The 24,714-nt window shown below is 69.0% G+C and carries 22 protein-coding genes and 3 pseudogenes; 13 read left to right on the top strand and 12 right to left on the bottom strand.

Annotated elements, in window-relative coordinates; translation table 11 throughout:
• Window positions 1-50 precede the first annotated feature (50 nt).
• Window positions 51-1,259 carry an RNA-guided endonuclease InsQ/TnpB family protein gene (locus STRVI_RS20825; protein ID WP_014057636.1) on the bottom strand — a complete coding sequence of 403 codons (1,209 nt, stop codon included), beginning with the start codon at window positions 1,257-1,259 and terminating at the stop codon, window positions 51-53.
• A gap of 157 nt (window positions 1,260-1,416) precedes the next feature.
• Between STRVI_RS20825 and STRVI_RS20820 the strand changes: the two genes are divergently transcribed.
• Both STRVI_RS20820 and STRVI_RS20815 read left to right on the top strand, forming a co-directional pair.
• Window positions 1,417-2,676 (top strand): aromatic ring-hydroxylating oxygenase subunit alpha, encoded by a 1,260-nt coding sequence (locus tag STRVI_RS20820; RefSeq protein ID WP_014057635.1) that lies wholly within the window; start codon window positions 1,417-1,419, stop codon window positions 2,674-2,676.
• Window positions 2,673-3,695: a hybrid-cluster NAD(P)-dependent oxidoreductase gene (locus STRVI_RS20815; RefSeq protein WP_014057634.1), complete on the top strand. Its 1,023-nt coding sequence runs from the start codon at window positions 2,673-2,675 to the stop codon at window positions 3,693-3,695. Before STRVI_RS20820 ends, STRVI_RS20815 begins: the two co-directional genes overlap by 4 nt.
• 99 nt (window positions 3,696-3,794) lie before the next feature.
• Here STRVI_RS20815 and STRVI_RS54555 read toward each other — a convergent pair.
• Window positions 3,795-4,057 (bottom strand): annotated as a pseudogene (locus STRVI_RS54555) (ArsR/SmtB family transcription factor); the annotation flags it as partial.
• Between the two features lie 164 nt (window positions 4,058-4,221).
• Here STRVI_RS54555 and STRVI_RS20810 point away from each other — a divergent pair.
• From STRVI_RS20810 to STRVI_RS20795, 4 genes are all read left to right on the top strand, one after another.
• A complete protein-coding gene (locus STRVI_RS20810) occupies window positions 4,222-5,172 on the top strand; it encodes a formylglycine-generating enzyme family protein (RefSeq protein WP_014057633.1) in 951 nt (316 codons plus the stop codon).
• A gap of 67 nt (window positions 5,173-5,239) precedes the next feature.
• Window positions 5,240-7,006 carry a sulfatase gene (locus tag STRVI_RS20805; RefSeq protein WP_014057632.1) on the top strand — a complete coding sequence of 589 codons (1,767 nt, stop codon included), beginning with the start codon at window positions 5,240-5,242 and terminating at the stop codon, window positions 7,004-7,006.
• Window positions 7,007-7,098: 92 nt separating this feature from the next.
• Window positions 7,099-7,344 carry a hypothetical protein gene (locus STRVI_RS20800; protein ID WP_043236229.1) on the top strand — a complete coding sequence of 82 codons (246 nt, stop codon included), beginning with the start codon at window positions 7,099-7,101 and terminating at the stop codon, window positions 7,342-7,344.
• A 215-nt stretch (window positions 7,345-7,559) separates the two neighbouring features.
• Window positions 7,560-8,795, top strand: a complete 1,236-nt coding sequence (locus STRVI_RS20795) for a cytochrome P450 (protein ID WP_014057631.1) — start codon at window positions 7,560-7,562, stop codon at window positions 8,793-8,795.
• 201 nt (window positions 8,796-8,996) lie between these two features.
• Here STRVI_RS20795 and STRVI_RS20790 read toward each other — a convergent pair whose 3' ends face one another.
• Both STRVI_RS20790 and STRVI_RS20785 read right to left on the bottom strand, forming a co-directional pair.
• A complete protein-coding gene (locus STRVI_RS20790) occupies window positions 8,997-10,049 on the bottom strand; it encodes a threonine aldolase family protein (protein WP_014057630.1) in 1,053 nt (350 codons plus the stop codon).
• Between the two features lie 75 nt (window positions 10,050-10,124).
• Window positions 10,125-10,817, bottom strand: coding sequence for a TetR/AcrR family transcriptional regulator C-terminal domain-containing protein (locus STRVI_RS20785; RefSeq protein ID WP_014057629.1), 693 nt, complete (start codon window positions 10,815-10,817; stop codon window positions 10,125-10,127).
• 270 nt (window positions 10,818-11,087) lie between these two features.
• On the opposite strand from STRVI_RS20785, the gene STRVI_RS20780 reads away from it, so the two are divergent.
• On the top strand, window positions 11,088-12,308 hold the full coding sequence (locus tag STRVI_RS20780) for a cytochrome P450 (RefSeq protein WP_014057628.1): 1,221 nt from the start codon (window positions 11,088-11,090) through the stop codon (window positions 12,306-12,308).
• An 83-nt stretch (window positions 12,309-12,391) separates the two neighbouring features.
• Window positions 12,392-12,589, top strand: coding sequence for a ferredoxin (locus STRVI_RS20775; RefSeq protein WP_043239367.1), 198 nt, complete (start codon window positions 12,392-12,394; stop codon window positions 12,587-12,589).
• Between the two features lie 565 nt (window positions 12,590-13,154).
• On the opposite strand, the gene STRVI_RS20770 is transcribed toward STRVI_RS20775, so the two are convergent.
• Genes STRVI_RS20770 through STRVI_RS20760 form a run of 3 tightly spaced genes read right to left on the bottom strand, consistent with a single transcriptional unit; the run spans window position 13,155 to window position 17,342 of the window.
• On the bottom strand, window positions 13,155-14,303 hold the full coding sequence (locus tag STRVI_RS20770; RefSeq protein WP_014057626.1) for a M20 family metallopeptidase: 1,149 nt from the start codon (window positions 14,301-14,303) through the stop codon (window positions 13,155-13,157).
• Complete coding sequence (locus tag STRVI_RS20765) at window positions 14,300-15,742, bottom strand: aldehyde dehydrogenase family protein (protein WP_014057625.1); 1,443 nt, start codon at window positions 15,740-15,742, stop codon at window positions 14,300-14,302. Before STRVI_RS20765 ends, STRVI_RS20770 begins: the two co-directional genes overlap by 4 nt.
• A 34-nt stretch (window positions 15,743-15,776) precedes the next feature.
• Entirely contained in the window at window positions 15,777-17,342 is a 1,566-nt protein-coding gene (locus STRVI_RS20760; RefSeq protein WP_014057624.1) for a GMC family oxidoreductase, read from the bottom strand.
• A gap of 87 nt (window positions 17,343-17,429) precedes the next feature.
• On the opposite strand from STRVI_RS20760, the gene STRVI_RS20755 reads away from it, so the two are divergent.
• Complete coding sequence (locus tag STRVI_RS20755) at window positions 17,430-17,945, top strand: GbsR/MarR family transcriptional regulator (RefSeq protein WP_208949154.1); 516 nt, start codon at window positions 17,430-17,432, stop codon at window positions 17,943-17,945.
• Between the two features lie 99 nt (window positions 17,946-18,044).
• Here STRVI_RS20755 and STRVI_RS54550 read toward each other — a convergent pair.
• Window positions 18,045-18,315: pseudogene (locus STRVI_RS54550) on the bottom strand (transposase); the annotation flags it as partial.
• Window positions 18,316-18,429: 114 nt separating this feature from the next.
• The gene (locus tag STRVI_RS20750) at window positions 18,430-18,867 is read right to left on the bottom strand and encodes a hypothetical protein (RefSeq protein WP_014057622.1); all 438 of its coding nucleotides are present in this window, start codon (window positions 18,865-18,867) and stop codon (window positions 18,430-18,432) included.
• 186 nt (window positions 18,868-19,053) lie between these two features.
• Between STRVI_RS20750 and STRVI_RS20745 the strand changes: the two genes are divergently transcribed.
• On the top strand, window positions 19,054-20,301 hold the full coding sequence (locus tag STRVI_RS20745; protein ID WP_014057621.1) for a sensor histidine kinase: 1,248 nt from the start codon (window positions 19,054-19,056) through the stop codon (window positions 20,299-20,301).
• Window positions 20,289-20,939 (top strand): response regulator, encoded by a 651-nt coding sequence (locus STRVI_RS20740; RefSeq protein WP_014057620.1) that lies wholly within the window; start codon window positions 20,289-20,291, stop codon window positions 20,937-20,939. The genes STRVI_RS20745 and STRVI_RS20740 overlap by 13 nt, the downstream gene beginning before the upstream one ends.
• Window positions 20,940-21,311: 372 nt before the next feature.
• On the opposite strand, the gene STRVI_RS20735 is transcribed toward STRVI_RS20740, so the two are convergent.
• Window positions 21,312-21,695: a VOC family protein gene (locus STRVI_RS20735; protein WP_043239365.1), complete on the bottom strand. Its 384-nt coding sequence runs from the start codon at window positions 21,693-21,695 to the stop codon at window positions 21,312-21,314.
• Window positions 21,696-21,841: 146 nt separating this feature from the next.
• Between STRVI_RS20735 and STRVI_RS20730 the strand changes: the two genes are divergently transcribed.
• On the top strand, window positions 21,842-22,642 hold the full coding sequence (locus tag STRVI_RS20730) for a TetR/AcrR family transcriptional regulator C-terminal domain-containing protein (protein WP_014057618.1): 801 nt from the start codon (window positions 21,842-21,844) through the stop codon (window positions 22,640-22,642).
• Window positions 22,643-22,686: 44 nt separating this feature from the next.
• Window positions 22,687-23,559, top strand: a pseudogene (locus STRVI_RS48130) (IS5 family transposase).
• A 21-nt stretch (window positions 23,560-23,580) separates the two neighbouring features.
• Here the strand turns inward: STRVI_RS48130 and STRVI_RS20720 are convergent.
• The gene (locus tag STRVI_RS20720; protein ID WP_014057617.1) at window positions 23,581-24,036 is read right to left on the bottom strand and encodes a hypothetical protein; all 456 of its coding nucleotides are present in this window, start codon (window positions 24,034-24,036) and stop codon (window positions 23,581-23,583) included.
• A gap of 414 nt (window positions 24,037-24,450) precedes the next feature.
• Complete coding sequence (locus STRVI_RS54545) at window positions 24,451-24,702, bottom strand: DUF402 domain-containing protein (protein ID WP_050993706.1); 252 nt, start codon at window positions 24,700-24,702, stop codon at window positions 24,451-24,453.
• Between the last annotated feature and the right edge of the window lie 12 nt (window positions 24,703-24,714).

The following is a 24,714-nucleotide window of genomic DNA, read 5'->3' as shown; positions in this document are numbered from 1 at the left end:
CTCCACGTCAACCACTGAATGCTCTCGGAGAGTTTGACTTCCTCCTCCGCCTAAAGGCGGGGGATTCCAGCGGTCGCCCGCTGGGGTTCCTGCTTCATCGACGACTGCCCCGTCCGGGAGGACTCCCGTTGAGGTCTCACACCGTCTCCACAGGCAGACACCGCCAGCCCGGCGGCCAGGATGTTGCGTGCCGCGTTCACGTCGCGGTCATGCACGGTGCCGCAGCCGCACGTCCACTGGCGGACGTTCAGCGGCAGCTTCCCGCGGACCGTGCCGCAGGCCCCGCACAGCTTCGAGCTGGGGAACCAGCGGTCGACCGTCACGAGTTCACGCCCGTACCATGCGCACTTGTACTCCAGCATCATGCGCAGATCCGTCCAGGCCGCATCCGAGATGGCGCGCGCGAGGCGGCCGTTCTTCAGCAGGTTACGGACGGTGAGGTCCTCGATCACGACCGTTTGGTTCTCACGGACGAGCCGAGTGGTCAGCTTGTGCAGGAAGTCCCGGCGCCGGTCGGTGATCCGCGCGTGCACCTTGGCGACGCGGCGGCGGGCCTTCTCCCGGTTCGCCGAGCCCTTCGCTTTGCGGGACAGCTCCCGCTGCGCCTTCGCGAGCCGCTTACGGTCGCGGCGCTCATGCCGGGGGTTGGCGATCTTCTCCCCGGTGGACAGGGTCACCAGGGAGGTGACCCCGGCGTCCAGGCCGACCGCCGCACTCGTGGCGGGGGCCGGGGCGATGGTGTCCTCGACGAGCAGGGAGACGAACCAGCGCCCGGCGGCGTCGCGGGACACCCTCGCAGTCGTGGGCTCGGCACCCTCCGGGAGGGGACGCGACCAGCGGATGTCCAGCGGCTCGGCCGTCTTCGCCAGCGTCAGGCGCCCCTCGCGCCACGTGAAGGCACTGCGGGTGTACTCGGCCGACGCCCGCGACGTCTTCCGCGACTTGTACCGCGGGTACATCGCACGCTGGGCGAAGAAGTTCCCGAACGCCGTCTGAAGATGGCGCAGCGCCTGCTGGAGCGGGACCGAGGACACCTCCGCCAGGAAGGCCAGCTCCCCGCTCTTCTTCCACTCCGTCAGCGCGGCGGAGGACTGCACGTAGGAGATGCGGCGCTGCTCGCCGTACCAGGCCCGCGTGCGCTCCTCCAACGCCTTGTTGTACACGAGGCGGACACAGCCGAACGTGCGCGACAGCTCAGCCGCCTGCTCGTCCGAGGGGTAAAAGCGGTACTTGAACGCCCGCTTGACCTGCTGCGCCATACCTCACACTCTATCAGCTCCCGTGTGAGGGGCAGGTGTCGGCCGGTGACCACAGACACCGAATCGCCATGGCGGCGAATCGCCTTTCCCTGCCCCGCTCCGCAGGAGCTTCGTTTCCTCCCCGGCTGAAGGCCAGGGTATCCACGAAGGAGTCCCGATGAACCCAGTGACAGCCGCCGCCCAGGTGACGGAGCTCGTTTCCCGGCGTCCCGTCGGCCAGAGCCTTCAAGCCCCGTTCTACGTCGACGAGGAGTTCCACCACCTCGACATCGAGGCCGTCTTCACCCGGCACTGGATCTTCGTCGCCACCGAGGCGGAGCTCCCCGAACCCGGCGACTACGCGACGGTCACCCTCGGGACGTACTCGGTCATCCTCGTCCGCGACGACGATGAGGACGTACGGGCCTTCCACAACGTCTGTCGTCACCGCGGCACCCGCATCCTGGGCGAGGAGCACGGCTCGGTGGGCAACATCGTCTGCGGATACCACCGTTGGACGTACGGCGTGGACGGCAAGCTGCTGCACGTCGAGTCTCAGGCGCCCGGCTTCGACCCGACGTGCTTCTCGCTGAGGTCCGTGCACGTGCGCACGGTGGCCGGGCTCGTCTTCATCTGCCTGGCCGAGGAACCGCCGGAGGACTTCGACGAGGTCGCCACCCGCATCGAGCCGTACCTCGCCCCGCACAACCTGGCCAAGGCCAAGGTCGCCACCCAGACCGACCTCATCGAGAACGGCAACTGGAAGCTGGTCATGGAGAACAACCGGGAGTGCTACCACTGCACCGGCCACCCCGAGCTCCAGAGCTGCTACTTCCCCATCTACGGCTACCAGGAGCAGGACATCCCGCCGGTGCTGCGCTCCACCTATGAGCGCTACCAGCAGGCCGACGCCGAAGCCCGCAAGACCTACGAGTCACTTGGCCTCCCCTACGCGGAGATCGAGGAACTGGACACCCGCACCACGGGCTTCCACATCCACCGCGAACCGCTCGACCTCGCCGGGGAGTCCTACACCTCGGACGGCACAGCCGCCTGCAAGCGTCTGCTGGCCGACTTCCCCACCGCCCGCCTGGGCCGGCTGTCCCTGCACATGCAACCCAACTCCTGGTGCCACTTCATGGCCGACCACGCGATCACATTCTCCGTGATTCCTCTCGCCCGGGACCGCACACTCCTGCGCACCACCTGGCTCGTGCACGCCGACGCCGTCGAGGGAGCCGACTACGACCTCGACACCCTGACCAAGGTGTGGAAGGCCACGAACGACCAGGACGCCGTGTTCGTCGCCCGCGCCCAACGAGGCGTGAGCAGCCCTGCCTACCTGCCGGGCCCGTACAGCCCGACGGAGTACCAGGTGGAGGCATTCATCAACTGGTACATCACCCGGCTCAAGGCGCACCTGGAGCAGCAGCGATGACCGAGTCCGAAGAACTGCTGGTGTGCCGTCAGATCCACCCGCTCACGCACGACGTCACCACGTTCGTGTTCGAGTACTCCGAAACCCGTCTGTTCCGCCACGAGCCGGGCCAGTTCCTGACGCTGACGTTCGACATCGACGGCCGGCCGGTGCAGCGCTGCTACACCATCTCCTCCCCGCCCACCCGCCCCTTCCTGCTCTCGATCACGGTGAAGCGCGTACCCGGTGGACTGGTGTCGAACTGGCTGCACGATCACCTCCGGCCCGGCGACACCGTGCGGGCGCACGGCCCGCTCGGCGACTTCTCGACGGCCCGGCATCCGTCGTCCCGGTACCTTTTCCTGTCCGGGGGTGTCGGAGTGACGCCGTCGATGGCGATGACCAGGACGCTGTACGACCTGGCCGACCCGGCCGACGTGGTGTTCGTGCACAGCGCCCGCACCCCGGCGGACATCGTCTTCCGCCACGAACTCGACCTCATCGCGGCGACCGCGCCCAACATCCGGGTGGTCCACATCTGCGAGGAGGACCGGCCGTACGCGCCCTGGGGCGGATACCGCGGCCGACTGACGATCGAGACACTCCGGCAGATCGCGCCCGACTTCCTCGAACGGGAGGTCTTCACCTGCGGACCCGCCCCGTACATGGCCGCCGTGCGGAGCATGCTGTCGGACGCGGGCCTGGACACGGACCGCTACCACGAGGAGAGCTTCACCTTCGAGACGCCGGCCGCACCGGCCGATACCGGGACGGGTCCGGGTTTCAAGGTCGAGTTCACCCGCAGCGGACGCACGATCGAGTGTGACGCCGACACCGCGGTGCTCGCCGCCGCGTCCCGGGCGGGCATCAGCCTCCCGGCCTCCTGCGCCCAGGGCATGTGCGGCACCTGCAAGACGACCCTGGTGTCCGGCTCCGTCGACATGCAGCACAATGGCGGCATCCGCCCACGGGAGATCGACCGGAACAAGATCCTGCTCTGCTGCTCGAAACCGCTGGACGACCTCGTGATTGACGCGTGACGCCGGCCCTGGCGGCCGACCGCGCCCCGAACTGCGTCACCTTGACGCCGCTGACTCGCGCAGCCGAAGCAGGTCCTCGCGGCTCCCGCCTGTTGCCGTTCAGTCGGCGCCTTCACGGCGCAGGAGCAGGTCGAGCAGCCCCGGGAAGCGCGTCTCGAACTCCTCTCAACACAGTCGGTTGACCGGCCGTGGGCCCACGTCACGCTGCTCGACCAGGCCGGCCTGCGCAGAACCGCGAAGTGGTGACTCTTGGCGGCCCTGCCCACGGGTATGCCGAAGCTGCCATAGCTGCGCGTCCAGCCGGGAGAGCCCGCCGGCTCGCGGATCAGATGGATGCGCACCGGGTCGGCGAGCGCGGACACCCGCCGATGCCCTCACGTAGCTGAGCGCGGTGGGCTCGGCTCGGCGAGGGCACGATGACGTGACCGTGGTGTTTCGGCGTCGAAAATCTATCGCTGCAAAAAATTAGTGGTTAGGGTTGCCGCAGCTGTCGTCGAACCGCTGCCCCGACCAGGAGCCGAGCCCCATGGAGGCCCGTCACGCCTCAGGCCGAGCCTGCTGCGCACCACCGCGTCCCAGGACGTCCACCCAGCCGGTGACCGTGCCGCTCGCCGACCGCCGGAGCTCCTTGGACGGCATGGTCCGTGTCGCGGGTGGCGAGTTCCTGATGGGCGCCGACGACGTCGAGGGGTTCCCGGAGGACGGCGAAGGTCCGGTCCGGACGGTGCGTGTCAGCGCCTTCCACATCGACGCGTACGCCGTCAGCAACGAGAAGTTCGCGGAGTTCGTCGACGCCACGGGCCATGTCACCGAAGCGGAACGCATCGGCTGGTCCTACGCGTTCGCCGGTTTCCTGCCCGCCGCGCTGCGGCGCGGGGCGCCCCGCCCGGCCCGTATCCCCTGGTGGTGCGGCGTCACCGGTGCCCGCTGGGACCACCCCGAAGGCCCGGGCAGCACACTGGCGGGCCGCGAGAACCACCCGGTGGTGCACATCTCCTGGAACGACGCGGCCGCCTACTGCGCCTGGGCAGGGAAGCGGCTGCCCACCGAGGCCGAGTGGGAGTACGCGGCGCGCGGCGGCCTGGAACAGAAGCGCTACCCCTGGGGCGACGACCTCGACCTCGGCGGCACGTACCGCTGCAACATCTGGCGGGGCGCCTTCCCCACGAGGAACACCGTGGCCGACGGCTACCGGGGCACCGCCCCCGTGGATGCCTTCGAGCCCAACGGATTCGGGCTCTACAACACCTCGGGCAACGTGTGGGAGTGGTGCGCCGACTGGTGGACCGTGCGCCACCAGGGCGATACGGCGATCGACCCGAAGGGTCCCGCCATCGGACAGGAGAAAGTCATCCGCGGTGGCTCACACCTGTGCCACAAGTCCTACTGCAATCGCTACCGCGTCGCCGCCCGTACCGCCAACACACCCGACGGAGCGAGCGGTCACACCGGGTTCCGCTGCGCCCGGGACGCCTAGCCCACCGTACGACCAACCGCCGTATTCCCGACCACCGTTCGACCACCCGCCGAAGGAGCGCCCCGGCATGAAAGCCATCATGGTGATGTTCGACAGCCTCAACCGGCACCTGCTGCCGCCGTACGGCTGCGACTGGACCCATGCCCCCAACTTCGCGCGACTGGCCGGGCGGACCGCCACCTTCGACAACTGCTACGCGGGGTCCATGCCCTGCATGCCGGCCCGCAGGGAGATCCACACCGGGCGGCACAACTTCCTGCACCGCAGCTGGGGCCCGCTGGAGCCGTTCGACGACTCGATGCCCGAGTTGCTCAAGCGCGGCGGCGTGTACACGCACCTGTCCAGCGACCATCCCCACTATTGGGAGGACGGCGGAGCGACCTACCACGGGCGGTACAACACCTGGGAGTTCTTCCGCGGCCAGGAGGGCGACCCGTGGAAGGGCCATGTCGCCGAGCCGCCCATGCCCGCCGAGCACGTCAAGGAACTCCGGTTGGAGGGCTACCGACAGGACTGGGTCAACCGGCTGTACATGCAGACCGAGGACCGCCACCCCCAAACCCTCACCTTCGATGCCGGTCTGGACTTCGTCCGCACCAACCACGACCAGGACCGCTGGTTCGTGCAGATCGAGACCTTCGACCCGCACGAGCCGTTCTTCAGCCACCAGCAGTACAAGGACCTCTACCCGCACGACTACGACGGCCCGCATTTCGACTGGCCCGACTACAAGCCCGTCACCGAGACCGACGCGCAGGTCGAGCACGCCCGCCTCGAGTACGCCGCGCTGCTGTCCATGTGCGACCGCTCCCTCGGCCGCGTCCTCGACCTGATGGACGAGCACGACCTGTGGCAGGACACCATGCTGATCGTCAACACCGACCACGGTCTGCTGCTCGGCGAGAAGGACTGGTGGGGCAAGTCGGTACAGCCCTGGTACAACGAGCTCGTCCATCTCCCACTGTTCGTCTGGGACCCCAGGGCGGGCATCGCGGGCGAGCGCCGCGAAGCGCTCGTGCAGACCATCGACCTGGCGCCCACCCTGCTCGACTTCTTCGGCGTGGAACGGCCCGCCGACATGCAGGGTGTCCCGCTGCCGGTCGCCGCCGACGAACCGGTGCGCGAGGCGGGCCTGTTCGGCATCCACGGTGGGCACGTCAACCTCACCGACGGCCGGTACGTCTACATGCGCGCACCCGTCTCGGCCGACAACTCCCCTTTGCACGAACACACGTTGATGCCGACCCACATGCGGGGGCGCTTCACCGCCGAGGAGTTGTCCGGCCTCGAACTCGCCGAACCCTTGGCCTTCACGAAGGGCGTCCGCACGATCCGGACAACTGGACAGACCTTCTTCAACCCGCACCGGTTCGGCACGCTCCTCTACGACCTGCGGACCGATCCGGAGCAGCGCGCGCCGATCGTCGACGACGCCGTGGAGCTCCGCATGGCGAGCCTGCTGGTCGACCTCATGCGGGCGAACGACGCCCCCGCCAGCCAGTACGAGCGCCTGGGTCTGCCCGCGGACGGGCCGGCAACCGAGGCCCATCTCCTGGTGCGCGCGCAGCGCCATCAAGCCGAACAGTCCGCCGAGCCGCTCCCCAGGCCGGAAGACTTCCCCGAGGGGCGCTTCTCCCTGCGCACTCCGATCGCGGCCCTGGTCTGCGACCCCAGGGCCGTCGAGGTCCTGCGTACGCATGCCCCCACCCTCGTCAACACCGAACTGCTCCAGACGATCGGCTCGACGTCCCTGATCTCCCTCGCCGCCCTGTCCGGCGGCATGTTCCCGACGGCGACGCTGCGCGTGCTCGCGGAGGAACTTACGGCGTTGTGAGACGACACTCAGTGAGGTAAATTTAAATCAACCGGTTGATTCAATGGCGCACCGATCCGCGCCCCCCCCACAGCCAGCCGAGGGCCGAACCGATGAACTTCAGCAGCCACGTGGTCCAGCGCCTGCTGCTGCCACCACCCATGACCAGAGACCTGACGGTCGAGCGCGATCTGTGTGTGCCGATGCGCGACGGGGCCGGCCTGCTCGCCGACCGCTACAACCGCAACCCCAAAACCGACGAACCCCGGGCCACCGCCACCCTCCGCGCCGACCAGCAGATCTTCCACGACCCCGATCACCCATCCGCGATCACCCTCCCGGTCCGGCAGGCGGCATGAGGACAGAGCCGCACATCCGCATAGCCCTGTGCATGCGGAGGCCTCGTGTCCACCGCCGTCCCCTCCCCACCCATCACACGCACATGCCCGTTCACCCCCGTCGCGAACTCCTCCGGCCGTGCCAGGAGGAATCCGTCGCCCGCGGCACGCCGCCCTGCGACACCCACTCATGGGCGCTGCCCCGACCACTCCCCTCCTCCACCAACAGGAGTGACATGACCAACGCACTTGCCGGCACCTCGTCCAAGGCGATTCCCGACTTCCCGATGCCGCGGGAAGCCGGGTGCCCGTTCGCCCCTCCGCCCCAGCTGCGACAACTGCACGCCGAACAGCCGCTCACGAAAGTCCGGTTGTGGGACGGCGGCACGCCCTGGCTCGTCACCCGCTTCGAGGACCAGCGGGCCCTGCTCGCCGACCAGCGCTGCAGCGTCGACCTCAGGCGGCCCGGCTTCCCCTACATGAATCCGGCCTTCCGGGAGTCGGGACGGCGCGGCGGGCAGCCGTCCTTCCTCAACATGGACGACCCCGAACACGCCCGGGTCCGCCGCATGCTCAGCGGCGCGTTCACCATCAAGCGCGTCGAGGCCCTGCGGCCGGCCGTCCAGCGCATGACGGACGACTTCATCGACACGATGCTGGCCGGCCCGAAACCTGCCGACCTCGTACGCGCCCTGGCGCTGCCCCTGCCCTCGCTGGTCATCTGCGAACAGCTCGGGGTTCCGTACGAGGACCATGACTTCTTCCAGCACCAGAGCGAGGTGGGTCTCCGCCACGACGTCTCACCCGAGGAGTCGGGAGCAGCCAGGCGTGCACTGCTGGCGTACGTCTCCGGCCAGATCGAGAAGAAACTCGCCAACCCCTCCGACGATCTCCTCTCCGAGCTCGCCTCCCGGGTCCGCGAGGGCGACCTCACGCATGAGGAGGCCGCGGCGATGGGCCTGCTGCTCCTCGGTGCCGGACACGAGACCTCCGCCAACATGATCGCGCTGAGCGTGGTGGCCCTGCTGGAAAACCCCGACCAGCTCGCGATCGTTCGGGACACCGACGACCAGAAGGTCCTCGCGAAGGCGGCGGACGAGCTGCTGCGGTATCTGACGATCATTCACATCGGCAACCGCCGGATCGCTCTGGAGGACATCGAGATCGGCGGCCGGACCATCCGCGCCGGCGAGGGCATGGTCCTGCCCAGCATCACCGCCAACTGGCAGGACGACGTCTTTCCCGACCCCGACCGGCTCGACCTCACCCGTGATGCCCGCCAGCACCAGGCCTTCGGCTTCGGCATCCACCAGTGCCTCGGCCAGCCACTGGCCCGCCTGGAACTCCAGGTCGTCTACGGCACCCTCTTCCGCCGTATCCCCACCCTGCGCCTGGCCACCGATCTGGAGAAGCTCCCCTTCAAGGAGGACGGTCTCGTGTACGGCGTCTACGAACTGCCGGTCACCTGGTAGCCGCCGGACCACCGGTGCCGCACGGACGGGGACGCGGACGCCGTTTGGATTGCGTCGCGATCAAAACCGTCGATCAAAACCGTCGACGTTCGGCGGCTCTTCGCCGTCGTCGGCACGGCAGCCCGCCGTGCCGGCGACGGCCACCCGCCCCCGGCTTCCGTTTTCGCTTCCGGTGGATTGACATGGGCCCCCGGCAGTTGATCAGCCGGCGTGGCGGCCGACGGCCTGGAGGAGGTCGTCGACGTCCTGCGGCGTGGTGGCGAAGGAGGTGACGAAGCGGACGACGCCCGGCTCCCAGCGGTCGTGGTAGAAGGCGTAGCCCTCGGCCAGGAGTCCCTCGATGACCTGCTGCGGCAGGCGGCAGAAGAGGATGTTGGCATCGGCGGCACCGAGCAGTCCGACCTCGGGTATGGCTTTGAGGCCCTCCTGGAGACGGGCGGCCATGGCGTTGGCGTGGGCCGCGTTGCGCAGCCACAGATCGTCGGTGAGGTAGGCGTCGAACTGGGCGGCGTGGAAGCGCATCTTGGCGGCGAGCTGTCCGGCGCGCTTGGTGCGGAAGGCCAGTTCGGCGGTGAGGGAGCGGTCGAAGACGACGATCGCGTCGGCGGTCATCGTGCCGTTCTTCGTCGCCCCGAAGGACAGCAGGTCGACGCCGGCCCGCCAGGTCAGCTCGGCGGGAGTGCAGCCGAGGGAGGCGAGGGCGCCGGCGAAGCGGGCGCCGTCCATGTGCAGGCGCAGCCCCGCCTCTGCGGCGGTCGCCCCGAGGGTGCGGATCTCGTCGAGAGTGTAGACGGCTCCCGTCTCGGTGGCCTGGGTGATGCTCACCACGGAGGGCTCCACACTGTGCACGTCGCCGGCCTTGTGCCGTGCGGCCGTGCGCAGTTCCTCCGGGTCGATCTTGGCGTCGTCGCCGCCGAGCGCGACGAGCTTGGCGCCCGCGGTGTAGAACTCGGGCGCTCCGCACTCGTCGTTGTTGATGTGGCTGTCGCGATGGCACAGCACGCTGCCCCAGGGCGGGGTCAGCGCGGCCAGACTCAGCGCGTTCGCGGCGGACCCCGTGGAGACCAGCAGGACGTCGACGTCCCGCTCGAAGACGTCGCTCAGCCGGCGCCGGACCGCGGCCGTGCTGTCGTCCGCGCCGTAGGGCAGGGCCTGGCCGGAGGCGGCCCGGGTCACGGCTTCGATGATCTCCGGGGAGGTGCCGGCGGTGTTGTCACTGCTGAAGATGCGTGCGGCGGGGCTGGCGGTGCTCATAGTCGGTGTCCTTACTGCGCTTCGGCGGCGGAGGGGGCAGGGGGCGCGCCGCACGTCGGTGCGGTATCGGGCAGGTCAGGTGTCGCGGCGTGGGTCCGGTGCCGCCGAGCCGGGCGGCAGGATCGGCACGCGTGCCGGGTCCGCCGCGTGGATCAGCTGGCGCAGTGCGCCGTAGTAGACCTCGTGGTCGGTCAGGGCGGGCAGGATCGCGGCCAGGTTGCCGGTCAGCACCGGGAACTCCGCCGGGTCGAGTGCGGCCAGCGCGCCGCGGGTGGCCGCCTGGGCCGCCCTGGGGTCGCGGTGGTCGACGAAGCCGACGCTGCCGAGGGTGAGCAGGTACATCCGCCGGTACGCGGTGATCGCCTCCGTGGGGGTCATTCCGGCGGCGAGGCTGTCGGCGAGCTGCGGCTCGACCAGGCGGGCCAGCAGGTTCGGGCCGAGCCAGGGCCGCGTTCCGCGCAGGGCGAGCAGTCCCGGATGAGCGGCCAGCAGCCGGTAGAGCGCGGTGAACCGGGTCTCGGTGGCCGTCGCCCAGCCGGTGTCCCACTCGACGTCGGGCAGTCGGCCGGCCACGTGGTCGACGCACAGATCCAGCAGTCCGGCCAGGTCGGTGCATCGGCGCTGGAGCGAAGCGAGGGAGATCTCGAGTCGCGTGGCCAGCGACCGGAAGGTCAGAGCCTCAGGGCCGCCCTCGTCGACCAGGAGGAGGGCGGCCTCGGCGATCCGGCCCGGGGTCGCGCGGTCCAGCGAAGGCGAGTGACGTGGCATACGGGTCACCGTACGGTACAGCGTATCGAGTGTCGCATCCCGGATGGAGGGAGTCCATCCGGCCAGACCTCCCGTGCGGCCTTGAAGAAAGATTCCCCTGCCGCTAGATTTAAATCAATCACTTGATTTAACAAGCTGTAAGCTGTGCCCCCCGAGCCAGGTGGGGCGCCCGAAGCGTGACGCGCCGGACACAACGGCAGCGGGCCCCACCCGCCCCGCCGGGCGGCATCCGCTGTACGAACCAGTCCTTCCCCCACATGGAGATGTCAGATGAGTCACCACGACCCCACTGTCCGTCTGCCACTGCCCACCAGGGGCCCGCTGGATCCTCCGGCCGACTGGGAACGCCTGCGCGAGCAGTGCCCGGTGGCCACCGTCGGACTCCCCAGCGGAGACACGGGGACCCTCCTGACCCGCTACGACCACGTCAAAGCCCTCCTGACGGACGCCCGCTTCTCCCGCCCGACCGCCGAGGACGACAGCGCCAGGATCGCCCCGGAAGGGGCCGGCGGTGTGTCGACCAACAGCGACATGGCGCTGTCCGTCCCGCTCAAGGGCGAGGAGCACCTGAGGTGGCGGCGGCATCTGAGCAAGTACTTCACCGCCAAGCGCATGACGGCACTGCGCCCGGGCATGACGGACATGGCCGAAGCCCTCGTCGACGGCATGGTCAAGAGCGGCCGGCCCGCCGACCTCAAGGCCGCACTCGGCTTCCCGCTGCCGGTCTACGTGATCTGCGACCTCCTCGGCGCACCCGCCGGGGACCGGGAGCGCTTCTCCTACTGGTCCGACGCGTTCCTGAACGTCAGCCGTTACACCAAAGAGGAAGCCAAGCAGGCCTACGCGGAGTTCGTGACCTACATGTCCGACCTCGTCGCGGCCAAGCGCGCCCAGCCCGGCGAGGACGTGATCAGCATGCTGATCGAGGAGAGCCGGGCGGAGGGCGAGGGCCTTACCGACCCCGAACTGCTCGGCACCGGCATGGGCCTCCTGGTCGCCGGGCACGAGACCACCGCGAACATGATCGGCAAGATGGCCGCCATGCTCCTGGCCGACCGCACCCAGTGGGAACGCCTGCTGGCCGACCCCTCCCTGGTGCGCACCGCGGTCGACGAGGTATTGCGCTCCGACGCCAACCTGGGCGGATTCGGCATCCGGCGCTATCTGAGCGAGGACCTCGACGTCGACGGCACCCTGCTACCGAGCGGCACCACAGTCTTCTGCAGCCTGTCCGCCGCCAACCGTGACGAGCGGGTCTTCGCCACCCCGGACGAGATGGACCTCACCCGCAGCCCCAACCCCCACCTCACCTTCGGCGCGGGAGCCCACTCCTGCCTGGGCCAGTCCCTGGCCCGCACCGAACTCCAGGTCGCCCTGGAGGTCCTGCTGCGCAAACTGCCGAGCCTCGAACTCGCCGTACCCGTCGAGGAGTTGCGGCAGGTCGAGGGGCTGACCGTCGGCGGTCTGCGAGAGGTGCCCGTGCGATGGTGACCCACCCCCACGAGACCCCCGTACCGACCGACAGGACAACCGAGGGCACGGCCAAAGGGCCGGCCGAAAAGAAGGGAGCGACCGTGAAGGTCACCATCGACGAGGACAAGTGCTGCGGCGCCGGGAGTTGTGTACTGGCCGCACCGGAGATCTTCGACCAGCGCGAACAGGACGGCATCGTCATCCTGCTCGACCCCGAACCCGCCGAGGACCAGCACGCGGCCGTCCGGGACGCGGCTGCCGTCTGCCCGGCCGCCGCCATCGCCCTCGCGGACGGATAACCCCCTGAGCCGCTGCGGCGAGGCCTGAGGGCTGGGCTTCTTCGGCCGGCTGCCGAAGGAGCCCGGCCCTTCAGGGTTCCGTTTGATCAGGAAGCCACCTTCCGCACCTGTCAAATCAATCCACCATTCGTCGACGTGCTGCGGCGTCCACTGCCACGGCATCGCCATGGCATGCCGAGTGAAGGCCCGGACCGTGCGTTCCTGGTCATAGGCGTACCCCGGCGACAGGTTCCGGGCGAGCTGCTGGTTGCGCCAGCCCTTGATCATCGCCTCGAAGACTTGCTCATCCGGCCGCAGTAGCGGCAGACCGTCTACCAGGTGCAGTCGAGCAGACGCTGGAACGAGACCGTTACTGTACTTCCGCGGCCAACACCCCTGGTGAAGCTGCTTTCGTGCGGTCTTGAGCCTGACTCCAGGAGAGTGTCTCCTCTTCGCACCCCCTGCAATTGGCGCCGGTAGGAACACCGGTACAGCCCTTGGCGCTGAGATTGATCACGGGGTCCAGCTACGGATCTCCGTGTTCGGATGAGGTCGGGCCTGGAGGCGTTCGCGGAGGTCGACCTCCTCAGGAGTGCTTGTCCGCACGCCGTCCGGCCGTGAGGGCGACGTCGATGGCCGTCCAGGCCATGCCGGTCGCCCCGTCGAGTACGGCCCGCTCCGCTGCCGGTGTGCGGCACGCGGCGGTGAATTCCGGTTGGTGGTTGACCGCGGGTCGGCAGTCCAGCCCGAGCATGGGGTGGATGGTGGGCACGACATGGGAGACATTGCCCATGTCGGTGGCGGTGCCCACGACGCTGTTCGGCAGTTCGGGGAAGCGGCGGCCGAGTGCCGTCGCGTTGGCGACCCATAGGTCCAGCAGGTCCTTGTCCGGCCGCAGGTCGGCGTAGTCGGGGCCAACCTGCGCGGTGGACAGGTCGCAGCCGGTGGCCAGTGCGCCCGCTTCGAAGCAGCGGTGCACCCGTTGGGACAACGGCTGCAGGGCGTCCAGGCTGCTGCTGCGCACGATCCAGCGGCCGCGGCTGACGTCGGGGATGATATTGGGGGCGGAGCCGACTTGGGTGATGATGCCGTGTATGCGGTCGGAGGCGGTGGTCTGCTGGCGCAGCAGCCCAATGCCCACCTGGGCGAGGGTCATGGCGTCCGCCGCGTTGACGCCGAGCTCGGGATAGGCACCGGCGTGTGCCGCTTTGCCTTCGTAGACCACATCGAACTGGGTGACGGCCAGGCCGGGCATCGCCGCCATCTCGACCGCAGCCGGATGAACCATCATGGCCGCGTGCACGCCGTCGAAGGCGCCCTGTTTCAGCATCAGCACCTTGCCGCCGCCGCCTTCCTCGGCGGGAGTGCCGAGTACCCGCACCGTCAGGCCGAGTTCGTCCGCCAAGGGGGCGAGTCCGATGCCGGCGCCGACAGCCGCGGCGGCAATGATGTTGTGGCCGCAGGCGTGTCCGATGTCGGGCAAGGCGTCGTACTCCGCGCAGATCGCGATGTGGGTCGGCCCGGTGCCGACCGTTGCTTCCACGGCGGTCGGCAGCTCGCAGTATCCGTGCCGGACCTCGAACCCCGCGTCGCTCAGGGCGTCGGCGACCCATTGACTGGCGAGATACTCCTCGAAGGCCAGCTCGGGGTGGGCGTGGATCCGGTGGGACAGGGCGATCAGGTCGTCCGCCGCGGCACGGATGTGCCGTGCCGCGGCCTCCTTGGCGGCGGTCACCGGCCGGCCGCCGGGGCGGTGGCTGCGACGTGCACGGCGGCGGGCCGGGTCGCCGCGTCGTAGGCGGCACGAGCCCCGGTGGCTCCCATGCCGCTCTCGCGGGCGGGCTCGTACAGCCGCTCGGGGCCGCCCCCCTGCCACTGGTTGACCCAGACGACGCCCACGGGCAGTTGTGCGGCTGCCGTGATGTGATCGGGGTCGTCGGTGTACACGGTGGCGGCGAGACCGTAGCGGGAGGCAGCCGCGCGGGTGAGGCCCTCCTCGAAGCTGGACACGACGGTGACGGGCGCGATCGGGCCGAATGTCTCCTCGGTCATCACGAGCATGGTGTCGTCGACTCCGGTGAGCACGGTCGCCGGGTAGAAGTAGCCGCGACGCTCCGGTACGGCTCCGCCTGCGCGCACGGTGGCGCCCTTGTGGACGGCGTCCTCGACATGGCGTCGTACGGTCTCGCGTTGCCGCGCGTCCACGAGTGGCCCGAGCACCGTGGCGGGGTCCAGCCCGTCGCCGATGGTGAAGGTCCGCGCCGTGGCGATGAGCGCCTCGACGAACTCGTCCGCGATCCGCTCATGGACGTAGATCCGTTCCATGGAGGTGCAGATCTGGCCGGTATTGATGAACGCGCCGAACGCGACGGCTTGCGCGGTGGCCACCGGATTGACTCCGGCGTCGATCACGACGGGGTCCTTTCCGCCGAGTTCGAGCACGCAGCGGCGCAGGCGGTGTCCGGTCGCCTTCCCCACGGCGCGGCCGGCTCCGACCGAGCCGGTGAAGTGGACGAGCGTTACGTCTTTGTGTTCCGTCAGCGCCGCGCCGGTGCGGCCGTCGCCGAGGACCAGGTTCAGCACGCCCGGGGGCAGCCCGGTGGAGGCGGCCAGCTCGAACAGCCGCACCGTGGAGAGGGGGGATCGCTCGGAGGGCTTGACCACGACGGTGTTCCCGGCGGCGAGCAGCGGGCCGAGTGCGCCGAGGACCATGACGACGGGAAAGTTCCACGGAGTGATCACGGCGGTGACGCCGAGCGGGTGGCGGACGATGTCGGTCCGCCCTCCCGCCGGACCGGGCACCGTTTCGCTGAACGGGTAGGTGAGCGCCTGGTTGGCGGCGGCCTTCAGCCCGGCCACGGCCCCCGCTATGAAAGAGCGCCCGATGCCAACCGGTTTGCCCATCTCCCGGCATTCCAGTTCGGCCAGTTCCGCGGCGTGTGCGGCGATCGTGTCGGCCCAGGCGTGAATCCGTTCCACGCGCCGCGCAACGGTGAGCGCGGCCCACTCGGGTTGTGCCGCGACCGCCACGGCCACGGCGCGGTCGACGTCGTCGGCGCTGCCCGCACGGAAGTGCGCGACGGCTTCCTCGGTGGCGGGGTTGACCACAGCGACGACATCCTCGCCTGCCGGCTCTTCCCACCGGCCGCCGATGAAGTTGTGGAGCGTTTCCATGGTTCAGGCCGTTTCTGTTCGGTACGGGGCGGGATCAGGCGTCGAGCCGGCCCGCCATGAGTTCGCCGGTCATGATGGCGGCGAGATTGGTGTTGGCCCGGGGCACGGAAGGGAAGACCGAGGCGTCCACGACCCGCAGACCCTGGACACCCTGCACCCGGCACGCCGGGTCGACGACCGTCTCGGCGGTCCCGGGGGCGCCCATCCGGCAGGTGCTCGTGCCGTGCTGGGCGTCGATGACCGTGGACAGCAGGTGGTCGTCGAGGTCGCTGTCGTTCGCCAGGGCCTCGAACAGTGGACGGTTCGCCTCTTCGATCGATCCGCCGAGGACGGCGGCTGTCTCAGCGCCGCCGCTCAACTCGATGAGGGCACGCACGCCTTCCCTCATCGGGGCGAGATCACGTTCGTCGGAAAGCATCCGCTGGGCGACGTACGGGTGCACCGAAGGGTCGGTGGAGACCAGGGTGAGCTCACCGCGCGAGTGGGTCCGGTTCAGCCAGACACCGAAGGCACCGGCGTGCGGCTGGGTGTTCGCCGTGGCCATGGCCAGCACGTTCTGGTTGAGCGAGACGAACATGAGGTCGTTGGAGTACGCACCCGTCCCGCTGGACCAGCGCACGCAGACGTTGGTGTGCCGGTCGTGCGGTGACGTGATGGCGGCTTCGGCCCGCAAGGGCAGCGAGAGCACCGTCATCGCGTGATCCTGCATACCGAGACCGACCGGCAGGTCCTGACGGACCTCGATCCCCAGCGCCCGCAGCTGACCGGCGGGGCCGATGCCCGAGCGCAGCAGGATCGCCGGGGAGTGGATCACTCCCGCGCTGAGGATCACCTCGTCCGCGTACTCGGTGACGACGGATCCGTCGATCACCACACGGACACCGATCGCGCGGTCGTTCTCGAAGATGACGGTGTCCACCAGCGCGTCGCCGCGGATGGTGAGGCCGGCCAGTTCACGTGCGGGTTCGAGGTAGGCGTCGTTGACGCTGACGCGGCGGGCGTCACGGGAGTTGATCGGGTAGGGCGAGACTCCGGTGGCGCCGGGGGCGTTGACGTCGGGCGCCCAGCCGAACCCTGCCGCCAGGGCCGAGTCGGCCAGGGCTCGGTCGATGCTTCCCCAGGCGTTCTTCGGGGTCCGGTGGATCGGGGTCGGTCCGCCGCGGCCGTGGTAGGGCTGGTCGCCGAATTCGTCGTCGTCCTCCAGCTTGGCGAAGTAGGGCAGCACGTCCTCGGGCGCCCATCCGGTACAGCCGAGCCGGGCCCACTCCTCGAAGTCCTCCGTCGGCGGGCGGATCGCGATCTGGCCGTTGACGGACGTACTGCCGCCCACGCCCCGGCCGCGCCAGTACGGGGCCTGCGGCTGTTTCTCGGTGCGCGAGGAGTTCAGGCCGGTCCACACCAGATGTTCCGAGGCCGCGGGGTCCATGAGGGCCACCACAGGATTGGGCGAGCGCCACACCTCCGGCATCTGCGCCGAGCGGTAGTCGGGGCCCGCCTCCAGCAGGAGGACCCGTCGGCCGCGAGCGGCGGCGCGGACGGCGATCACCGCACCCGCGGAGCCCGCGCCGACGACGATCAGGTCGCGATCGTGTTCTGCCATCTCTACTCCTTGATGCGGGAGCGTCCCGCGCCGATGACTCCTGCGCGGATGCTGGTAATCTGACGCACCAAGAAAGTTCAGTCAAGAATGAATATTCATTTTTTTCGTGCAGGGGGATGGGTGTCGCCAGCCGCCGACAACAGCTCAGCCATGGGCGACGGGCCGCTGATCGAGGACTTCGGTCAGCGGATCGGGCGCGCGATGGGATGGCCGCCCATGGCCGGACGGCTGGCGGGCGTCCTGATGCTCAGCCCAACCCCCATGACGCTGTCGGAACTACAGGCGGCCCTGGGGGCCAGCAAGGGTTCGGCGTCGGAGATGACCCGCCTGCTCATCACGAACGGCACGGTCGAACGGGTCAAGGTGCCCGGCGTGCGCCAGGCCGGTTACGTGTGGCGCGACGACGCATGGAGCAGCTGCCTCCAGCACCAGCTCGACCAGACCGAGCAGCTGCTCGAACTTGCACAAGCCGCGCAGGAACAGGGAATGTGCATGCCAGAGACTCAGCGGGCGCGGCTGCGTGACATGCACACCTACTACGACTTCATGGTGCGGCATCTGCGACGCCTGCTCGACGAATACCAGCGACTGCACGCCGGATAGCGGCATGCCATTGCGGCTGCCGGAAACCCCCACGAGACGCGACAGCGGTTCCGTAACGACCAAGTACTCGCAGCGTAGAAGAAGAGTGTCCAGGACCACGGGGAACTTCACCGGTCTCGTCCACCACCAGGACGGCGTCCTGGTTGCCGAGGTGCTCGACCACGAAGTCCCGTATGTCGTCGCGGACTCCGTCGGCGTCCCAGGACGCGCGGCTGAGCAGGTGCTGCATACCGGCCGGACTGCTGTCACCGGCATGCTCCGCGATCGTCCAGCAGTTCTTCCGCGGCAACTCTGCCAGCAGGCCCAGCACGAAGGCCCGTGCCCTGCGACGCGGCTCGACCCGGGCGAACCGCCTCGCCACCCTCGCCATCAGGTCGTCGAACACCGGCTGCCACCGGGCAGGATCTACGCTGTGGCCCACGGCCATCGGCTGATCTTCGTCTGTCCACACAACCGACGATGCTCAACGGTGGCCGTGCCCTTTCTACGCCACCCAGCAGTACAGGTTCTCGTCTCCCTCGCGGACGGCACGGGCCAGGTCGGCCAAGCCGCTCAGGATCCACACGGCGATCTCGGGGTCGAAGACCTCGCCGTCTGCCGCCCGCTCGGCCACCCACAGCCGGCTGACTTCAGCGAGCCGGTGCTCGGCGGCAGTGCACAGGGCATCTCGAAGGGTGCCGGAGACGGCGAGGACGAGCGGACCCTCGCCGTCGTCCGGGTCGACAACAGTCTCGGGAACATCGTCGTCAAGGACTTCCTCAAAGCTCCGACCGGTGAAGATGCCCTCCCACTCGATCAGAGCCTCCTCGACACCGAAGTTGCCGAAGGTCAGGGACTCGAAGACCCCGTCGGGACCACCCTCCGCGACAGCAGCGGCAGCTTCGGCGTCCGGTGCCACGAAGAACTTGATGACGATGCTCACCGGGGCACAGTGCCTGTTCCACCGGGCCCGGTCTACCTGCCAGCGGCCAGCAGAAGCCGACCTACCGACCCGAGATGCTGTCCGCCCACAGGCCAAGATCAAGATCTACAGCTGGTACTAGGTTCACCATGAGATCGGGTACAGGTTTCATGGCACCGTCCTCCTGCGGTGCCCTAGCGTCGTGCCATGACGATTCCAGCTGGACTGAGACGCACGGTCCTCCGGGCGCAGCGGGACACCGGCTTTCTTGCCGCTGGTGTGCTGCCGCACCTGGCGCTGGTGCCCGTGTGGGCCTGGGCGGCGGCGACTACCGCCAGGACGGGGAACTGGCTCCTTACGGTTTCCATGTCGGCCGCCCTGGTCCTGCTCGGCACCCCGGTGCTGACGGCCGTTCAGCGGGCTCGCTACCGGGTGCTCATCGGTGTGGACGTCCCCCGGCTCACCCCCACCGCGCCGGAACAATGGACGTGGGCCTCGACCGCCCGGTGGCTCGCGGCGACGCGGCCTTGGCGCAAGATCGGCTACCACCTCCTGCTGGGCCCGCTGCTCGCGCTGCTGGAGCTGCTGGTGCTCGCGGTGGCAGCGGCGTGCCTGGCGGGCGTCATCGCCTACGCCTGGTCATGGGCGCTGCCAACCGGAATCCGCCAGGACTGGTTCGGCTACCTGACCCAGCTGCCGGCTTACACAGCGGCTGGACTCCTCCTCCTGTGCGCCCTGCCCTGGACCGCGCGGGCAGTAGCCCGGGCCGAGGCGCGGCTGGCGTTGGGCCTGCTCGGGCCCAGCCGGGCGCAGCGGCTCCAGGAGCGGGTCGATCAGCTGGCCGTGAGCCGGACCGACTTGATCGAGGCCGTCGACGCAGAGCGCCGCCGGATCGAGCGCGACCTGCACGACGGCACCCAGCAGCGGTTGGTGTCTCTCGCGGTCAACCTGGGTCTGGCCATTGCCACCCGCCCGGACCTGCCGAGTGATGCCCGCGAGGTGATCGCGAGAGCGCACCTGGAGGCGAAGGAGGCGATCGCCGAACTCAATGACCTGGTGCGGGGGCTGCACCCGGCCGTGCTCGAAGACCGAGGTCTGGACGCGGCGTTGTCCGGGCTGGCTGCCCGCACGCCCCTGCCGGTGCGGCTGCGGGTCAATCTGGAGGAGCGGGTGGCGCCCAACGTGGAGTCAGTCGCGTACTTCGTGATCTCTGAGGCGCTGACCAATGCAACGAAGCACGCCAACGCGATGCGTGCAGAGGTGATAGTCCGTCAGGTCGGCGAGGTGCTGCGAGTGCGCGTTACCGACGACGGGCTGGGCGGTGCCGACGCCGCCGCCGGCACGGGGCTGACCGGGCTGGCCAAGCGGGTCGGCTCCCTCGACGGGGCCTTCCACGTCAGCAGCCCCGTTGGCGGGCCCACCACCATCACCGCGGAGCTGCCGTGCGCGCGGTGATCGCCGAGGATTCGGTGTTGTTGCGGGTCGGCCTGATCAAGGTGCTGGAGATGGGCGGGTTCCAGGTCGCCGCGGAAGCCGGCGACGCGGAGGGGCTGTTGGCGGCAGTGGCGGAGCACCGGCCCGAACTTGCCTTGATCGACGTCCGGATGCCGCCCGGCTTCACCGACGAGGGGGTGCGGGCGGCGATGGAGATCCGTCGGCGCTGGCCGGGGACGCCGGTGGTGCTGCTTTCGCAGTACGTGGAGGAGCGGTACGCGGCTGACCTGCTGCCTGCGAACACCAGCGGTGTGGGCTACCTGCTCAAGCAGCGGGTTGCCGATGTCGCCGACTTCGTGGCGGCGGTCCGGCGAGTGGCGGACGGGGGCACGGCCCTGGACCCGCAGGTCGTCGCCCAGTTGCTGCTGCGGCGCGACAGCGACCCGCTCGCGCGGCTGACCCCCCGCGAACGGGAGGTGCTCGGCCTGATGGCCGAGGGGCGCTCCAATGCCGGCATCGCGCAGGCGCTGGTGGTCAGCGAGAGCGCCGTGGCGAAGCACATCAACAACATCTTCGCCAAGCTTGACCTGCCCGTGGTCGACGCGGACCACCGCCGCGTCCTGGCCGTGCTGCGGTTCCTCGGAGCGTCCCGGGCCTGACCTTCCCATCCGTGATCACGATCTACGGCTGGAGTACTAGGGCGTGTATCGAATGTGCTGGCCACAGCCACTCGTTGATGGCCGCGACGAGGGACCCGACAATCCCGTGGTCATCACCGGCCACCGGGCCGCCCGCGGACGCCGCCTCGCCGCCTCGCAGATGGGGCGAACGGGCTGGTGGCCCGCGAACGCGCGGCGAACGAACACGGCTCCGCCGACCTGAAGCACTGGCGGATCGTCGCCAGGCTCCACATGCGCCCTCGTCATGCGACCGGGGTACTGCGGGCTCTCCTCGTACGCACCAGAGTCCGAATCTCTCGCTGGCTGCCGGTCACGGCGAGGCCGTGACCGGCAACTTCGCGTCCACACGGTTCACTGGGTCGGGGTGACCCAGTCGACCAGCTGGATGATCACGCCGTTCGGGTCGGTCACCTGGAAGAGACGCTCCCCCCACGGCTCTTCTCGCAGCGGCATGGTGATGGCAACCTGCTCGTTCTGCAGCCGCTCGTACTCGGCCTCCAGATCGGTCACGGTGAAGGCCACGATGAGCCCGGCAGCGTGCTGGTCCCGGAAGCCTTCGGGCAGGACCTCGATCCCGCGCCGCAGAAAGATCACGTTGGCTGCGTCCTCGCGGAGGAGGGAGGAGAAGCCTTCCGCAGCGGCAGCCTCGTTGAAGGCAAAGTGCTTGGTGAGGAACTGGGCGGAGGCGGCGACGTCGTCGACGTTCAGGGATATGGCGGTGGCGGTGATCTGCACGTCCTGCTCCAGGGATGGGCGGGCCGATGAGTCCGGCAGCGGGCCGATCACATCGAGTAACTCTATACATAGTACTCTATACTGCATATGGAGTTAAGGTCCGAGGTCCCGAGTTGCGCGCAAGGGTCCGCGAGAGAATGCGAGCCATGGCTAAAGCGAAGGACCGCACCGGCGCAGGCGACCCGGCACGCACACTCGAACTGCTGTGGCGCGAGGCAGGACACAACGTCTCCAGACGCGGGCCGAAGCAGCAGCTCAGCATCGACACCGTCGTACAGACCGCTATCGAGCTCGCCGACCGCGACAGCCTGGACACGCTCACCATGCGTCACCTCGCCCAGGAACTCGGCGTGACCCCGATGACGCTCTACACCTACGTCCCGGGCAAGGCTGAGCTCCTGGACCTCATGCTCGACACCGTCTACCAGGAGATGCCCCGCACCGAGCATCTCCCGGACACCTCCTGGCGCACCCGTGTCACGACCGTCGCCCACGAGAACCGGGTCCTGTTCCAGCAACACCCCTGGGTCGCCACCCTGCCCAGCACTCGCCCTGCCCTCGGGCCCGGCCTGATGGGCAAGTACGAGCACGAACTGGGCGCCTTCGACGGAACCGAGCTCGACGACATCGAGAGGGACGCCGCGCTCACCCATCTCCTCGCCTTCGTCCAGTCCACGGCCCGCACGGCATCCGACACCCAAGCCGCCGACCGCGACAGCGCCATGTCGGACGAGCAGTGGTGGTCCGCCAACGCCCCCCTCCTGGCCCGTGTCTTCGACCCCGCCCGCTACCCCCTCGCCACCCGCGTCGGCAGCGCGGCCGGCACGGCCCACCAGGGCGCCTACAACCCCGACCACGCATTCGACTTCGGGCTGCGATGCGTACTCGAAGGCTTCGCCGCACTCATCGAGAAGACCGAGACCCGAACCCAGAGCAAGGACCGTTAGGGCGTGCTTCGGAAGTGGATCTTGGGGTGAGATGATCTTGCCTTGTGGCACGTGGAGATCTGACGGATGCGCAGTGGGCCCGCCTGGAGTCGTTGTTACCTAAGGGCAAGAAGCCGGGGCGTCCACCGATATGGACCAGACGGCAGCTGATCGATGGCATACGGTTTCGTACCCGCACCGGCGTCCCGTGGCGGGACGTGCCGGAGCGGTACGGGCCCTGGGCCGGGTCGTACGACCTGTTCCGCCGCTGGCAGCGGGACGGCACCTGGCAGCGGCTCTTCGCAGCATTGCAGGCCCAGGCCGACGCCAGGGAGCTCATCACCTGGGACCTCACCATCGACTCCACCGTCAGCCGGGCCCACCAGCACGCTGCCGGGGCGCGGAAAAGGGGGACCTGCAGAAGGAGCCCCCCGGCGGGATCGGCGTCGAGCCGGACGACCACGGTCTCGGACGCTCGCGCGGCGGCCTGACCACCAAGCTGCACCTGGCCGTTGAGCAGGGCCAGAAGCCGATGTCCATCGTGATCACGGCCGGACAGCGAGGCGACTCCCCACAGTTCGAGCCCCCTGAAGAAGGTCCGCGTCGCCCGCCCGGGCGCCGGACGGCCGCGGGCCCGACCCAACCGAGTCCGCGCCGACAAGGCATACGCCTCCCGTAGGAACCGCGCCTACCTGCGACGACGCGGAATCCGCTGCACCATCCCGGACACGGCCGACCAGACAGCCAATCGCAAGAAGCGCGGCTCTCGCGGCGGTCGGCCGCCCAAGTTCGACGCCGAGGACTACAAGGCTCGGCACGCGGTCGAGTGCGGGATCAATCGACTCAAGAGGCACCGCGCTGTGGCGACGCGCTACGACAAGCTCGCGGTCCGCTACGAGGCGACCGTCCTCGTCGCAGCCATCAACGAGTGGCTGTGATCAGCACATTCGATACACGCCCTAGAGCGCTCTTCGGGCCTGCCCCTGTTCGATCCGTCGCCTGGTCCGTGCGGCAGCCTCATAGCACTGCTCGCACGGGAATTCGGCGACCCGCTGCTGGCGACGGAAGGTCTCCACGTGCCAGTTCCGCCACGTCGCCAGATCGGAACGGGTCCATGCTGTCACAGGACTGTCGCACTGAGGACAAAGAAGAGCCAGCACGATGGAACTGCAGGTTTCCTTGACCGTCCGGGACACCTGGGCACTCGAGCCGAGGTCGGCCACCTTGTAGGTCCGCTCACCGAGTTTCGTGAGGCCCCAGTACTTCAGGCACATCTCGTTGACCGAGGCCGACGCCTCGTCTTCGATGCGGACTTCGGGCAGCGGCTCGTCGTCACTGGGAAACAGGAACCGGCGCGCAGCGTGCTGTGCGCGGGCCTTCTTCTTCCGCGCGTTCTGCTGCTGACGGTTACCCACTGGACACTCCCTGCCATCCGGGTGACAGATTAGCCGTATCAAAACCGGGCGGTCCGACCGTCAACGGGACGAGTACCGAGCGAGGTTGACGCCGCTTCGAACAGTTAGGAGGCGGCCTCTGGAACAGAACGCTGTGGTGGGTTGCGCGACAACGGGGCGCCGGCACTGCTACCCGGCGCGGGCGGGGTCTCAGGGGTTTACCGGGACCGGCCATTCCATGGTGATGCGGTGGCCGCTGGGGGCGCTGGGGCTCATCTCGACGCGCCCTTCCACCGTCTGCGCATCACCTTGATCAATGGTCAGCAAGCTGAAGATCAGAAGCCGCGCAGCAGCCCGTGCGGCCTGGGTAAGGGGGCCTCAACGTCCTGAGGAGCGCTCGGGCAGTCGGGGCCGCGGCCAGGAGGCATGCCAGTGTCACGACGCCCACCGGTCGGCGTCCACGAACAGCCCAGCGCGGGCCTGGAGCATGGCCAGGGCTTGGGTGCGGGCGAGGTCGACGGCCTGGTGCTCGATGTCCGAGACGATGCCCATGCGCCGCACGTGGGCGTACTCGTCTTCGTCCTTCCACTGCCAGCTGCTCAGGTCGGAAGCGATGAGCAGGTCTATCGTCAGGTCGAAGGTCTCGAATCCGTCGTCGGTGCGGCGGGTGGGATGCTCGAAGTTCACGTACCAGTTCCT

This window comes from Streptomyces violaceusniger Tu 4113 (assembly GCF_000147815.2).
Taxonomy (GTDB): Bacteria; Actinomycetota; Actinomycetes; order Streptomycetales; family Streptomycetaceae; genus Streptomyces; species Streptomyces violaceusniger_A.
The sequence above is the reverse complement of the archived record's forward strand: the minus strand, read 5'-3'. Positions and strand labels throughout refer to the sequence as shown.